General features: G+C 56.3%; 11 protein-coding genes. 4 read left to right on the top strand and 7 right to left on the bottom strand.

Annotated features, from left to right (window positions below; genetic code table 11):
* Positions 1-3 precede the first annotated feature (3 nt).
* From G538_RS0109660 to G538_RS0109670, 3 genes are read right to left on the bottom strand one after another with little or no spacing between them, the layout of a single operon-like run.
* The gene (locus tag G538_RS0109660; RefSeq protein WP_029069164.1) at positions 4-210 is read right to left on the bottom strand and encodes a hypothetical protein; all 207 of its coding nucleotides are present in this window, start codon (positions 208-210) and stop codon (positions 4-6) included.
* Positions 207-731: a hypothetical protein gene (locus G538_RS16095; protein WP_051196894.1), complete on the bottom strand. Its 525-nt coding sequence runs from the start codon at positions 729-731 to the stop codon at positions 207-209. The genes G538_RS0109660 and G538_RS16095 overlap by 4 nt, the downstream gene beginning before the upstream one ends.
* Positions 724-1,605: a hypothetical protein gene (locus G538_RS0109670; protein WP_157544416.1), complete on the bottom strand. Its 882-nt coding sequence runs from the start codon at positions 1,603-1,605 to the stop codon at positions 724-726. The genes G538_RS16095 and G538_RS0109670 overlap by 8 nt, the downstream gene beginning before the upstream one ends.
* Before the next feature lie 154 nt (positions 1,606-1,759).
* Here G538_RS0109670 and mobF point away from each other — a divergent pair, with 154 nt between their 5' ends.
* The 4 genes from mobF (at position 1,760) to G538_RS0109690 (ending at position 10,261) form a co-directional block, all read left to right on the top strand.
* The gene (mobF, locus tag G538_RS16100; RefSeq protein ID WP_051196896.1) at positions 1,760-5,305 is read left to right on the top strand and encodes a MobF family relaxase; all 3,546 of its coding nucleotides are present in this window, start codon (positions 1,760-1,762) and stop codon (positions 5,303-5,305) included.
* 336 nt (positions 5,306-5,641) lie between these two features.
* Entirely contained in the window at positions 5,642-7,822 is a 2,181-nt protein-coding gene (locus G538_RS0109680) for an ATP-dependent nuclease (protein WP_029069166.1), read from the top strand.
* Complete coding sequence (locus G538_RS16105; RefSeq protein ID WP_035834070.1) at positions 7,798-9,591, top strand: UvrD-helicase domain-containing protein; 1,794 nt, start codon at positions 7,798-7,800, stop codon at positions 9,589-9,591. Before G538_RS0109680 ends, G538_RS16105 begins: the two co-directional genes overlap by 25 nt.
* 340 nt (positions 9,592-9,931) lie before the next feature.
* Positions 9,932-10,261, top strand: coding sequence for a sulfate permease (locus tag G538_RS0109690; RefSeq protein WP_342664646.1), 330 nt, complete (start codon positions 9,932-9,934; stop codon positions 10,259-10,261).
* 270 nt (positions 10,262-10,531) lie between these two features.
* Here the strand turns inward: G538_RS0109690 and G538_RS0109695 are convergent, their stop codons facing one another.
* The 4 genes from G538_RS0109695 to G538_RS18480 form a co-directional block, all read right to left on the bottom strand.
* Positions 10,532-11,308: an ATP-binding protein gene (locus G538_RS0109695; protein ID WP_029069168.1), complete on the bottom strand. Its 777-nt coding sequence runs from the start codon at positions 11,306-11,308 to the stop codon at positions 10,532-10,534.
* The gene (gene istA, locus G538_RS0109700) at positions 11,308-12,936 is read right to left on the bottom strand and encodes an IS21 family transposase (protein ID WP_029069169.1); all 1,629 of its coding nucleotides are present in this window, start codon (positions 12,934-12,936) and stop codon (positions 11,308-11,310) included. Before istA ends, G538_RS0109695 begins: the two co-directional genes overlap by 1 nt.
* 91 nt (positions 12,937-13,027) lie before the next feature.
* The gene (locus G538_RS16110; protein WP_245566842.1) at positions 13,028-13,999 is read right to left on the bottom strand and encodes a DNA-processing protein DprA; all 972 of its coding nucleotides are present in this window, start codon (positions 13,997-13,999) and stop codon (positions 13,028-13,030) included.
* Between the two features lie 50 nt (positions 14,000-14,049).
* Positions 14,050-14,391, bottom strand: coding sequence for a helix-turn-helix domain-containing protein (locus G538_RS18480; RefSeq protein ID WP_342664647.1), 342 nt, complete (start codon positions 14,389-14,391; stop codon positions 14,050-14,052).
* Between the last annotated feature and the right edge of the window lie 107 nt (positions 14,392-14,498).

The raw sequence follows: 14,498 nt of genomic DNA on the forward strand, positions 1-14,498 counted from the left end.
TTCTTACATCTCTGATTCTATCTCACCGGGCTGACGGCTCCCAGCTGCGCCGCCCGACCCCTCGCGGCCGGTGCGGGTCTGCTCGGTGCGAGCGAGCGCCATTCCGATAAAGAGTTGGGCAAGGCGTTGAAGGTCGGGGGTTTCCCGAAGTTCGGCATGTACTTCATAATCTCGCATTCGGGCAGGGAGGGACGGATTAGGGGCGCTCATGACACCTCCCCGGTTTCAGGGTCGAGGGTTCGGTAGAACTCATCTTCTTGTGCACGCCGAACGTTCACTTCAGACAGTACGAAATCAGTGAACTCGTCATCGCGGTCCTCGATGACGATGTCTTCGATTTGCGGTGCCGGTTCTTCGCCGGGCCAGGTGGTCTGCCGGGTCGGGCGGTCTCGGTCGAGCCGGGTGCCAGAGGCCGCGACCCAGTCGCGGAGGCGTTGTCGGGCGTCCACGAAATCGCGGTGCCATCCCAGTGGTGCTGATCCGTTTTGTTCTGGGTCGTAGGCGCAGAGCCAGTGCAGGTGTAGTGCGGACAGCTCCCACACAAGTTCGGGGTGGTGGTGCCAGAACGGTGGGATCACGCTTGCCGGGAGCCCATATGTTTTGCGGAGCCAGTCAACCCACCGGTTAAGCTCAAGCCACTCGGCTTCCAGTTCATCAGCACTCAGGAGGTTCCAGTTCACTGGGTGTGGTGGCTCTGAAGGAGCATCAAAACTGTCTTGTGCTTCATCCATTCACGCGATGAAAGACCCATCCGTCGTACATATTCCAGTGATAAATCTCACCGGTGCCGCCATCAAGCCATAGATCTGTAATTGGCTCTGGGCAAGAAAAACTGCCCCAGGTGAAGAATGAAGGTGAGATGGGAAGTAGGCCACCGGAGTCACCCATAGAAGCCATGAGCAGATAAAGATGTTGCCGGTTCGAGCGGAGCCTGATTTTCTCCGCGATAAGCTTCTCCACCTTTTTGGTGATGAGATCAGAAGTAGAGAGATATGTGGAGAGACGGTCGAGATAAGGATCTTCTGAGGAATCCGGGATATTGGCGTTCCAGCTTGACAGACGCACTTGCTCTGGTGATTGCGCTGCGACACGATATCCCAAAACGTTTTCTGCAAGCTTCACAGGGGCATCAATATCGACACCTGGTGTTTCGCTTGCACTAATCAATTGTGCGCACAGATGTTCTGATAGCGCGGAGAGATCCCGGTTTGGCGGCAATGTCCACCCATGCTCAAATCCGAGTGCCCAGAAGTCTGAACCGTTGTAACGAAGGTTGATGGCTTCGACGAGGCGGCGCAACTGCGCGGAATTGCGCTGGAAGTTACCGTCAAGCGTTGAAGTGACCTCGGCAATCCCCGTCAGTTGGCCTGCGTCATGCAATGTGAGGTCGACAGCTTTTTGACGTCCATTTTTGTCCTCTAAACGAGGTAGATTCCCCGTGAAAATGTGAAGATAAGCAGCTGCCCGAGCCTCATCAGCATCTGACTGGCCAAACTCGGCCTCGCGTTCACGATGCGCGGCAGGAGAAACGGAGTCCGCAGCCGTGGCGAGTGTTATTCCCTCTCGGCACCAGTCCTCCATCAAATTACGGGGTCTTGTCGGCATAACTTCCATTATGGCCGTCGAAATGTCACGGTTCGAGAGATAGCAATCACGGGTTGTTCCAGCTACCGAACAGTCCTCACGTCCCCGGAACTTTGAGGCTCTGCACTTAGCAAGGGTTCTGCACGGCACACCTGTCATGCAGGAGGCAGCGGCGATGACGGTTTCGATGCGCGTAATGAGCGCGGGTGACGGTTACAAATACCTCCTGCGTGCTGTCGCTGCTGGCGACGGTGACCGGTCACTCTCGACCCCGTTGACGCGCTACTACGCCGAGCAGGGATCGCCACCCGGTAGGTGGGTCGGGCAAGGCCTCGGTGGGATCGGAACCGGTCAGCTCAGCACCGGCGACCAGGTGACCGAAACTCAGCTCCAGTTGCTTGTCGGGATGGGACGAGACCCCATCACCGGTGACCCCCTCGGCCGCGCGTATCAGTCCTTTGTGTCCGTCTCGGAGCGGATCGACGCTCGCGTAGCAGAGCTGGATGGGTTATTGTCGCCTGCCGTTCGCGCGGAACAAGTCGCGCAGATCGAAGCTGAGGAAACCAAACGAGGTACGCGTCGTGCCGTGGCGGGGTTTGATTACACGTTCTCGATACCAAAGTCCGCCTCGGTGTTGTGGGCAGTTGCGGATGCAGGGACGCAAGCGCTGATCGCGCAGGCGCACCATGCGGCGATTGCGGGGATGGTTGCATTCATCGAGCGCGAGGTTGCAGCCACGCGAGTCGGTGCAACCGGCACCGATGGTGCCGCAGCGCAAGTGGATGTCACCGGGGTGATCGCTACGGCATTCGATCATTACGATTCCCGTGCTGGTGACCCGCACTTGCACACGCACGTCGTGATCTCCAACAAAGTCCAGACGGCGCAAGACGGCAAGTGGCGCTCCCTTGATGGCAGGCCGATGCATGCCGCCGTTGTTGCGCTGTCCGAGCTGCATGAGGCGGTGTTTGCTGATCACATGACCCGCACGTTTGGAGTCGAATGGGAAACCCGGGATATGGGTCGTGATCGTAACACGGCATGGGCGATCAGCGCCGTACCTGAGGCGTTGGTATCGGAGTTCTCGACTCGTTCTCGGCATATTGAAGTCGAGAAGAACCGCCTCATCGCTGACTACATTGAGAAGCACGGTAAGCAGCCCACGACGGTGACGATTCTCAAGCTCCGTGCGCAGGCAACCCTTGCAACTCGGCCCGAGAAACAGGTGCGATCCCTGGCGAAACTCCCCTCAGATTGGCGTACCCGCGCAACGCGCTTACTCGGTCAAGATGCAACCCGGTGGGCACAAGACGTTGCAGTGAACCCTCCCGCGATGTTGTTGCGTGCTGATGATGTGCCCCTCGATGTGATTGCTGAGATCGGGCAAGCGGTCGTGGAGGTGGTGGGTGAGAAACGGTCGACTTGGCGGCGTTGGAACCTGCATGCCGAAGCGTCCCGGCAACTCATGGGATGGCGCTTCGCTTCCATGGTGGATCGTGAAGCGGTCACCGGGCTTGTGGTTGACGCGGCCGAGAATGCGTCCCTCAGACTGACGCCGCCCGAATTGGCATCAAGTCCGGTGATGTTCCAACGAGATGATGGCATGAGCCGGTTCCGCCCGAAGCACTCCACCGTGTATTCCTCCAAAACCCTGCTTCAAGCAGAAGACCGCCTCCTGCAACGGTCCCGCGCCACAGCGTCACCGACGGTGACGCTTACGACAGTCGAGCAGATCACCCGTCTTCCTGATGGGGACGGCCGGTTGCTGAGCGATGACCAAGCGACCGCACTTGCGTCGATCGCTGTGTCCGGGCGGACTATCGACGTGCTTGTGGGGGCAGCCGGTGCCGGGAAGACTACCGCGATGAACGCGCTCCGTCGTGCATGGGAGGCCGAACACGGACCCGGTTCGGTTATTGGCCTCGCGCCGTCAGCTGTCGCCGCAGAAGTTCTCGCTGAAGATCTCGGTATCGCTACAGAGAACACTGCGAAGTGGTGGCACAATCACCTCACCCGCGGCACCACGTTCACGGACGGTCAGTTGGTCATTATTGACGAAGCGAGTCTTGCCGGTACTCACTCACTGGATCGCATCACAGGACTTGCCGAAACGGCGGGCGCGAAGGTGCTGCTCGTTGGCGACTATGCGCAATTGCAATCCGTAGACGCAGGCGGAGCGTTCGCACTGCTGGCCGGTGACCGGGACGACGCACCCGAACTGATCGATATTCACCGGTTCAGCAATGAGTGGGAAAAGACCGCATCCCTTGAACTTCGACACGGTCGCACCGACATCATCGACACCTATCTCCATCACGACCGCATCCACGACGGCGACGAAGACACCATGACAGACGCCGCCTATGCAGCCTGGCGTGAAGACACCACGGCGGGACTCGTGTCGGTGTTGATCGCGGAGACCAATGAGACCGTCACCGCGCTCAACAATCGTGCCCGCGCCGATCTGATTCTTGACGGTACGCTGCACCCGAGTCGTGAGGTGGAACTCAACGGCGGGTTGCTGGCCGGTGTTGGGGAGACGATCATTACTCGACGCAACGACCGGCGCCTGCGCACGAAGGACACATGGGTGCGCAACGGTGCACGTTGGCAAATCACCCAGGTCCGTGACGACGGTTCGCTCACTGTACGAGCTGTCGGGCGTCGTTTTGGTGGCGCGATCGTGCTGCCTGCCGCGTACGTGTCTGAGCATGTTGATCTTGGGTATGCCGTCACGGCGCATCGGGCGCAAGGAATCACGACCGACACCGCGCATGCGGTTGTGACCGCGACGACGACGCGGGAGAACTTTTATGTCGCGATGACCCGCGGTCGCAACGCTAACCATGCTTATGTTGCCGTGGACCGACCTGATGATGCGCACGGTGAGTCCCACCCAGGCGATAACGCCGATGCCACTGCCAGGTCTGTGCTCTACGGAGTCATGCAACATGTCGGTGCTGAACTCTCCGCCCGCGAAACTATCACGGCGGAGCAGGAACTGTGGGGCTCGATCGCGCAACTCGCGGCGGAGTACGAGACGATCGCGCAAGCCGCCCAACTCGACCGATGGGCGGCGCTTCTACATGCGAGTGGCCTCACACCTGAACAGACCGAAGATGTGCTTGCCTCTGATGCGTATGGTGCGCTGTCGGCGGAGTTGCGACGAGCGGAGGCCAACCATCACGATGTTGACCGGCTCCTGCCACGTCTCGTGCAGGCACGCAGCGTCGAGGATGCCGATGACATCGCCTCGGTACTGCATGCCCGACTCGCCAAAGCCAGCGCCCGCCCAGCCGGGTCAGGACGCGCCCGCAAACAACCACGCCTGATCGCAGGGCTCATCCCACACGCAGACGGAACTCTGAGCCCAGAAATGCGGCAGGCACTCAATGAGCGACGCGAGCTGATCGAGCAACGCGCGGATGCACTCGTTGACCAAGCCCTCGATGAAGCAGCCGATTGGGTGCAGCCGCTCCTCCCACAACGTCAGAGCAAGGACATGATGACTGGTTGGCGTCGCCGTGCGCGCGTGATCGCCGCCTACCGCGACCGGTACCAAATCACCAGCCCTGACCCGCTTGGACCGGTACCCGAGCGCACCGCACAGAAGATCGACTATGCCCGCGCACACACAGCAGCCAATCAGCTTTGGTTTCCGCCTGTACGAAGCCAGTTCCATGCACCGCACCGTAGAATGAGTCGTTCTCGCGAGCTTTAACCTGCCATTGTTCGGTCCGATACCGTGTTGCTAACAGGTAAAGGTGCAGTCGTACGTGATACTTGTCGGTGATATGTTTCTCATAATGCCATAGGCGACTCGCGCAGCCGAGCCATCGCCGGAGAGCGAGGCAGGCGTGCCACCAGCAACTTCTCAGATCAGACCTTCCAGTGATTCGCTGAGTTGCTGGATCTCTTTAGGGTTCATCTTGAGCGTTCACCAATATCGTGCGTTTGTACAGCTGTTTCTAAACAAAGACGATCTCGGGCGAAGAATCGGTCAGAACCTGCGACAAGAAGGTCGTTCTGAGCTAAACCCAGCGGAGATGACCTAAACGTGCACATTTCACGCATAACCCTCGTCAACTACCGGAATTTTTCTAGCGCCGATGTGCGTCTTACCCAAGGCGTTAACACTATTGTTGGCGAAAATGGATCTGGAAAGACAAACCTCTTCCGTGCAGTGAGACTACTACTCGATGAAAATCTGGTGGGCCGCAATCATGCACTCAATGAGATCGATTTTCACCGCGGTCTGGGTGATTGGCGCGGCCACTGGATTGCAGTAAATATCGAGTTCTCGGACATCAGTAAAGACGAGAGCATGCAAGCTCTCTTCATGCATCGTACCGCCGACGATGATAGCCCTGTAGAGCGGGCAACTTACGGATTTCTGTTTCGCCCCACTCGTGAGATACGTGACCAATTGGCCCAGCTTGCTGATGGCGACATGGCTGGGCTTCAAGCAATCCGACAAACAATTTCTCTCGATGATTATGAAACGGTCATCATGGGTAGAGGGACCGCTGACCTCACGGATCTCGATACCTATCGACGAATCGTTGGTGATTTCGACTCCGTGATTTTTTCCAGAGATGAGAATGGTCACGCTCCAGACTTCCCTGAACTCGGAGTATCAGTTCCACGCTATTTCTCTCTGGCGAAGGAGTTTTCCTTCTCCTACATCGCAGCTCTGCGTGATGTCGTAAGAGACTTTCAGATCAACCGGAATAATCCACTTCGTGTGTTGTTAAATGCGAAAAGTGAGGAGATTCCGCCTGGAGATTTCGATAGCATCGTGGCCCAAGTTGAAGTACTCAATTCAGCGATAGAGAGCCGGAATGACGTGACCGAGATCCGTGATGAGATTCGCTCGACGTTCAAGCAAACGGTTGGTGAAACTTACTCACCAACTTCCCTCAGTATTAAGTCTGAACTACCGCTTGAGGCAACGCGACTGTTCCAATCGCTCAAATTGTATGTGGGAGAGCATGGTGAAACATATGAGGGTGGTCTGAACGAATTAAGCTTAGGAGGCGCTAATTTAGTCTTTCTGACTTTAAAATTGCTTGAATTTCAATATAGAAGTGCTAGAAAAGCGATTGCAAATTTCCTAATTATTGAGGAACCTGAAGCGCACATTCACACCCACGTACAGAAGACGCTGTTTGAGCGAGTGGAGTACAGGAACACGCAGATCATCTACTCCACGCACTCTACTCACATATCGGAAGTTAGCCAGATAGAACGGGTCAATGTCCTAGCCAAAAGTGGAACAGGGTGGCAGGCATATCAGCCTTCTCACGATCTTGATCCTCAGGAGATAAAAGGTGCTCAACGCTTCCTTGACGCGATCCGATGCAATCTGCTTTTTGCAAGAAGCGTAATGCTGGTCGAAGGCGACGCAGAAGAAATACTTGTCCCCAGCCTCATCAAGCAGGTTTATGGAGTCAGCATTGATGAACTCGGATTAAGTCTAATTAACGTCCGCAGCACTGGCTTTAAGACCCTGGCTAACCTTTTTGACGAGAAACGAATTCAAAAATATTGTGCAATTGTTACCGATCTGGACGCCGTCTTCTTTGATACAACAGCAGACGATTCAGACAACGATGTTACTGCTGCGCGGAAGAAGAGGGCGCTAGGTTCATCCTTAACCGGTGCGCAACGCAAAAGAGATCTTGATGAATATGCAGCGCACAACCCATTTGTCCAACCTTATTATGCACGCCACACATTTGAAGTCGACTTCGCACTCGCTTCCGAGCAAAATAGGAACCTTCTCCTTAGCACTGTAGACGAAATATACGTACAAGAAGCTAGCCGGAAGAAGCTCAGAACAGCGTTACTCTCTAAAGAGCCGAGCAAGTTTGGACTTGCTTCACTCAAAATGGCTGAAAAGCTGGGCAAGGGCTGGTTCGCGCTCATGTTCGTTGGTTTTTTGACTCCTGCTGCCACTGTGCCGAATTACATCCTAGAGGCACTTGGATTCTCTGTTCGTTCTCTCCCCACAGAGACTTGGGCTCGTATTCTGCAATATCGCCTTGATTATTGGATGTCGTTGGATGCTCTGACGTCAGAGGCAACTGACGCGATCACATCAACGATTGTACGATTCCAAATTGAAGAAATTGATCTCAGTGAAGCGAATAACCTCATCCAGGGTGTCCACGAAGATCTGCAACTTGACTCTATTGTGAAAGCTTTTGCGCTGTGGCAGAGTTCGACAAATCACTAAATGAAGAACAGCTCGACGCAGTCAACGCAAATGGGAGCGTCCTTTTAGTCGCCTGTCCTGGGAGCGGCAAGACTAGGACTCTCATAGAGAAGATTGCACGAGAACTTTCGCGCGTAAAGAGTCACCGGGAGTATGTTGTTGCGCTGACATACACTCACGTCGCGGCGGATGAGATCCGCGAAAGAATTGGAGCGAGGGGAATTAGTGTTGATCAGCTTTGGGTCGGCACAATCCACAGTTTTTGTCTTGAGTGGATCATCCGCCCCTACTCCATCTATCATGAGTCGCTCCGTAACGGCTTCCGCGTTCTTGACACCTTCGACCAAGAAGAGTTGTTGGACAACATAGCGAAGCAACATGGTCTTAGGAATCGTTATGACTGCGACCATTTCGCTACATCAACTGGATATGCCCTTGACAGCAAGATCGATACAAGACTACGCCCCCGGGTGCGGGCAGTAATTGACCAGTATCATGATGAACTCTCCGCGATGCGAGCCATCGACTTTGAAATGATGCTCAAGTACTCGTTTGACTTAATAAGAGACCATGCCCCTGTTGCTCGTCGGTTGAGTCAGATGTTTCGAATAATCGCGGTCGACGAGTACCAAGACACACGAGAAATCCAGTATCAGATACTCAGCCTTATTTTTAAGGCACCAGGTTCGAACACCCGCCTTTTCATGGTCGGAGACCCCAATCAAGCTATCTTCACTTCACTGGGCGGTCTTGCTATGCCACACCAAGAGTTGATGGCCCTGACGAATTTGGACATTCACCAAATGTCCTTACGTCAGAATTATCGGTCGTCCCGACAAATCGTGGAATATTTCACTCTCTTCGGAGTAGAAAAGGCTGAAATTGTGGCCTCCGGAAACGCTCACGACTGGCAAGGCTGCTTGACCTATGATCGAAACCTTCACCGGGACAACCTAATCGAACACATAGCGAGTCTTGTACGGCATAGCATCGAGAAACTTGGAATTCCCGCTTCCCAGATATGCATAGTTGCCCCGTGGTGGATTCATCTCTCATCCGTGACGAGGGCACTTGTAGAGAGAATGCCTGATTTAGAATTCAATGGTCCTGGACTAACTCCTTTCGGGGAGAATCGGGACAACTTTTGGTACAAAGTTTCACGGATAGCGCTTACAGAAGCTTCACCAAGTCACTTTTTCACAAGGCTTCGCTGGGCAAAGGAAATAGTCGATGCCCTAGTTCATTATCATTTCGTAACTAGTTCCCTTGAGCCTAGAGATTTTTTGCGATTAACGAACAGTATTTCTGTCGAAGAAACCACGGGTATGGCGTTCTTGCGAGCGTTCTTTAATAAGGTTCTTAATGAGTTGAAGATTGAACTTCGTGACGATGATGAGCTAAAGCAACAAATGGATAGCTTTTTCGAGAGGATGAATAGCCGGATAACACGGATACGTTCCTCAGAGGGAGTAGACGTAGATGACCTGCATACTTTTCAGCGAGTTTTCAGGCCGCGTGCGGGTGTTGTCGTCTCCACCGTTCACGGTATAAAAGGTGCAGAGTTTGATACGGTAATAGCTTTCGCCCTTTACGAAGGTGCAATCCCTCACTTTAGTGAACTCGGAAATATTGCAGCAGCGAAGCGTTCACTGTTTGTCATTGGGTCAAGGGCGAGGAGAAATCTCCATCTGATATCCGAGCGTGGGCGCACAAATTATCGTGGAGTTGAGCATCTGCCAACGCAAATACTCGCCAAAACCCAATATCGATACACCGATTCTGTGATTTAAGGGCCGACAAGACAATCTAAGCATTTTGGCTTAGACGTGGTTGCGGATTACCCGCAGTCAAATGGTCAGTGGTTATTTCGTTGTTACGTCTGCCCTGATCTACGGAATGTGTCCAACATAGGTCGTCGAGAATGGCCGAGGCTTCCTCCAGTCACTACCATGTCGTATCCTTGAGGGTGAGGCGGATACTCCTGCCAACGCGCCACTTGTGGCAGACCCTCCAGGTCATTCTTCAACGCATCGCCTCGTCGGAGTTGTTTGTGCGATGGAGAGGAATGAGATCGTGATCCGCTTGCTCTGGACTGGAAGCGTCCACACCCGAAATTTTCTCTGTCGGTACATGCCGACCAATATCCTGCTTGATGCGATCCGCACCCCACGCGGTCTCAAATGGGGTGTGCCAGCGATGCTGTTGGCGATCCCATACTTCTTGATCGCGGCAATCCTTGTACAGGTCATCAATGATGGCGGCCCGACTTGGCTCAATGTGCTTGTCCTCTTGAGCATTTGGAACGGACTCAAGATGTTGTGGATCGGCCCGTTGAGTCTGATGCTGTTTGCACGTCTCCAGGCCAACCGGCTCAAAAACGCCAGACCCAGGAATCAGCAGATGACCCATCATATGTTGGGCGAAGGTGCTGAATATCGTGATTTAGAAACGGCGCGCTGATCCGCGTCATTATCTACACCCGCATCACAAGGGCAAACGATCCGTGCTGTGAACGTTGATCTCGTAGGTTCCGTCAGAGATCACGGCGAGCTGAATGATCGGCACGAACATGTGCCGAGGATCTGTCCAACCGGAACGCTTCGGCGCTGAGTGGCGGCATCGAGCCGGAAGGCGGCTGTTGTTTAGTCGGTGTATCTGAAAGCACGGATGTAACGATCGGAAAGCGCGGGCGCGGGGACCCGGAAGCGCTCCGCGCCCGCGCTATCGATCTCAGTTCCTCGTGCTCTCCTGGTTGGACGCTTCGGCTGTATGCCGGCGCATGTTCGGACCCGCGAGTTGCACGATCTCCGCGCCGGACACGAGCCGGTTCAGGATCGATTCAGCGATCACCGCGTCGTGCAACGACTTGTACCAGTCCTCGGGATCGAACTGGCTCGTTACTGCGGTCGAGCCCTTACCCTCGCGCGCGGCAAGAATGTTGAGCAGCTCGGCCGCGGTCTCGCCCGAGATCGGTGTCGTGAGGAAATCATCAAGCACGAGCAGGTCACACGAGTGGAGTCCTTCAAGGAACCGCAGCCTTGCCGGGTCTGCATGCTGGAACACTGCGAGCTGGTTCGCGAGGTCATCGAGCCGGTAGTACTTTGCGCTGTAATCGCGACGGCAGGCCGCGTTCACGAGTGCTTGCGCGAGGTACGATTTCCCCACGCTTGATGATCCAAGAATGACCAGGTTCGTGGCATGGTCGACCCATCGGCAGGCCGCGAGCCGGGTGACGACTTCTCGGTTCAACGAGCGCCCATCGAGGTAATGAATGTCCTCGATACATGCGGCCGGGTTCGGGGTGCGCGACGCTGCGAGTAGCTTCAAGAGTCGTCGCTCTCCCCGGGCCCGGGCTTCTTGCTCGAGTGCGTGTCTGATTTTCTGCGAGAACGACCACTCATCGAACGCGGGATCGTTAGCGATATCGATGACTGCTTGCCCGAACGCGGTCATGCGCAGCTTCGTGAACAGCGGCATGTCATCGATCGTGAGATGCACGTCACGCATCACTTACCCCCTTTGCCGGTGAGAGCCTGCAGCGAGAAAGCTTCTGGCCCGGACAAATGCGCTCTGCTGGTGTCCCGGTGAACGACCGGCCCAGCCGTCATGCTGCCAGGCCGACGTTGCGGTGACGCGAGAGTGCCCGGCCTCTCGTTCTCCTCTGCCTTGATCGCGGCGATCGTGTGCTTCACACTCGTGTAGCTGATCTGCCGGGGAGGGTCCTCCTCGGTGAGCTGTCGGCAGGCCTGCTCGAGGAGCTGCCTGCCGCTGCGCTTGCCCAGGTCGAGGATATTCATACAGGAGCGGAACCCCTGCGCCTCGATTGATTTCTGATTCAGCACTCGTTCCAGCACGGCCACGCATCCCGGCCCGACTTTCGCGCCCTGCCGCAGGAAGTACGCCCTCGTCCAGAGCCCCGTGGTCTCTGCAAGATACGCCGGCGCATGCTCCGGGTTCGTGACATACTCGCCACGCTTCTGACCGAGGTGATGGGTAGCGATGATCTCGCCCTGCGCGAGGACATCGACACGTTCACCAGTGATGCGTGCGTCAACGTGCAGGCCAGCGAACTCGTAAGGAACGGAGTACTTCACGGTGTCAATTTGAATGTGCCAGTCGCGATGCACTTTCGCTTTTCGCCATACCACTGGCGCCCATCGCTGCGTCGGCAACGGGGCAAGTTCCGCCTGCTCGTACTCGGTGAACCAGCCTATTCGGCTGCGCTGCTCGCCCCGGAACGGGGTGCGCCCGTTCACCCATTCCACGCGTTCAGCGATGGCGTCGTTCAGGTCATCGAGCGAGGTAAACTGGCGATCGGCAAGGAAATGGATGACCCAGTTCGTGACAACTTTCACCCCAGCCTCAACACCGCCCTTGTCGCGCGGCGCAGCAGAACGGGTCGGAACTGCCGCAGTTTGGTAATGCTCGAGGAACTCGGCATAGGCGGCGTTCACGTCTCTGGCGCGCTCGGTTCTGCCGATCTGGTTCGACGCGGTCGACGCGTTATCAGGGACCACAATCAACGGGACACCGCCGAAGAACTCAAACGCCAGCCGGTGAGCGTCAAGCCAAGCCGGGAGCTTCTCATCAAGATAGCCATGGGCGTACACCAGCCCCGAGTACGGCAGCGTCGCGACGAACACCGACACTTTCGTGACCGCTTTCGTGATCGGGTCGGCCAGTTGCATGCGGGTGCCAGCCCAATCGACTTGCATCGTGTGGCCAGGAACGTGCTGGATCGGGGCGGTGAGGTCGTTCACCCGCACATGCTCAGCGACGAGCTGGCAGAACCGTTCATACCCGTAATGGCGGACCCCTGCCGGCGCATCAGCCTGAAGGTACCTCGCCCAGAGCACCTTCAGCGGGGGCTTCTTCCGGTTCAGCCTGGCAGTGATGATCTGTTCGATATTGATCGGCACGAACTCACCCGTCACGCTCTTTCTGCCATCGCTGAAGAGTCGGTCGAGATCTTCCGCGGTGAGCGCGTCGACCTGTGACATATGCTCGAGGCGTTCGCTCTCGAGCACATGTTTGACTTTCGCGATCGTGCGTTGCGAGCAGGACAGCCTGGCCGCGATTTCACGATGCGGGCGTTGCGCAAGGAGCAGCCGCATCAATTGTCGATAATCCGTCATTCGAATCGTTCCCTTTCGCCCCTGACAGGCGTTCGCTGCCAAAGGGTGGGAACATCATCAACCGGGGGTACCGTAGAGCGCTACCGGATGCTTACACGCGTGCTTTCCGATCATTACACGCGCGCATTCCGAAGCGTCGGCTAAACAGCTGTTTCTCGGAAAGCGCCCGGATGTCGTTGGCATTGGTCACGACACTGGCGATGCCCTGAGCAATGAGTCGATGCGGGCCAACGCTCGTGGCACTTGTCACCGGTCCCGGAACCGCACCGACGTTCCGTCCCAGCGAGTATGCCTGTTGAGCCACCAGTAACGAGCCCGACCGTGAACCGGCTTCAATGATCGTCGTTGAACCAGAAAGTGCAGCTTCGATGCGGGCACGGGCCATGAACCGTGCTCGTGTCGGCGTGGCTCCCGGCGGCTGCTCGCTCACCGACAGTCCAACATCACTCACACGTTCAAGCAAATCTCGATGACCCGCTGGGTATGGACGGTCAATTCCACCGGCCATCACCGCAATCGTATGACCCGCAACCGCCAACGCAGACCGGTGTACTTCACCATCTATGCCGTATGCGCCACCAGCGACAATTACTTTCCCATCACTGGCAAGGTAAGCAGAGACATCGTTCGCGACCTGCACGCCGTAGCTGGTTGCCGCACGTGCACCCGTGATCGTGAAGCGATCGTTCTCTGGCATTGCCAGTAGCGACTCATCGCCTTTGACCCAGAGGACATAGGGGGCACTGTCGCCGAGATCGTGGAGCGACGCCGGATAGTTGCCATCGCTGGGAATAAGCGTCTTGAAGCCACCATGCTCAGTGAGGTCGAGTGCTTCTTGGATCAGTCGTGGTTCCACCCGGGGCATCAAGCGTTTACGCCACAGCTGAGCTTCCACGTTATCCAAACCGGGAACCGGTGCGTCGTCGGCAAGCATCGTGACAGTGTTGACCGCGCCGTGAACTGCAAGGAGATGCCCCGTTGTTGCATCAGTGGGGTCCGTGATCATGGTCAGGGCGATCCGTGCCGCACGTTCGTCCGTCGTGAATGCCAAGAGCGTGTCCATGTTCCCGTTCCCTTCGTCGTTGAAGGGAAGGTGAGCATTCGACGCCCGGGTCAAGCATTCATTCGACGGCGGCCTTTGGGTCGAATCGTACCCCCATTGGCTACCACGGCCGAGCGGACGGCTTCGTCGCCGATTCCCAACTGCGCTGAAACTTGACTGAGGGTGAAACCCTCGGCGTAGAGGCGTGCCGCCTCACTTCGTAGCTGTTGGGAATGTTCTGGGGCTCTGCTTGGGTGGCCCGCTCGCCGAGCAATCTCTCGCACCGTCGCACGATGAACGTTGAACCTTCTTGCCAGCTCCTGAACCGGCACCCCCTCGGCGTACCCAGCAAGAAGCGCGACTCGACTCGAGGCACTCAAACGGGTTTGAGACTGACCCGAATTTTTACGCATCGGACCACGGGAATCAGCCGCGAGGTTGGTACCCCTACGTGTTTGCTGTGACTTCGATCCCTTGATAACACGGGAAATCAACGTTCTTCGCGGCTTGCTGGGGTTTG

The organism is Jonesia quinghaiensis DSM 15701 (assembly GCF_000423205.1).
Lineage (GTDB): Bacteria > Actinomycetota > Actinomycetes > Actinomycetales > Cellulomonadaceae > Jonesia > Jonesia quinghaiensis.

Coding starts and splice junctions, on each gene's coding strand:
- G538_RS0109660 (WP_029069164.1), bottom strand. CDS start 210: ATGAGCGCCCCTAATCCGTCCCTCCCTGCCCGAATGCGAGATTATGAA.
- G538_RS16095 (WP_051196894.1), bottom strand. CDS start 731: ATGGATGAAGCACAAGACAGTTTTGATGCTCCTTCAGAGCCACCACAC.
- G538_RS0109670 (WP_157544416.1), bottom strand. CDS start 1,605: ATGCCGACAAGACCCCGTAATTTGATGGAGGACTGGTGCCGAGAGGGA.
- mobF (WP_051196896.1), top strand. CDS start 1,760: ATGACGGTTTCGATGCGCGTAATGAGCGCGGGTGACGGTTACAAATAC.
- G538_RS0109690 (WP_342664646.1), top strand. CDS start 9,932: ATGCCGACCAATATCCTGCTTGATGCGATCCGCACCCCACGCGGTCTC.
- G538_RS0109695 (WP_029069168.1), bottom strand. CDS start 11,308: ATGCGTGACGTGCATCTCACGATCGATGACATGCCGCTGTTCACGAAG.
- istA (WP_029069169.1), bottom strand. CDS start 12,936: ATGACGGATTATCGACAATTGATGCGGCTGCTCCTTGCGCAACGCCCG.
- G538_RS16110 (WP_245566842.1), bottom strand. CDS start 13,999: ATGGACACGCTCTTGGCATTCACGACGGACGAACGTGCGGCACGGATC.
- G538_RS18480 (WP_342664647.1), bottom strand. CDS start 14,391: ATGCGTAAAAATTCGGGTCAGTCTCAAACCCGTTTGAGTGCCTCGAGT.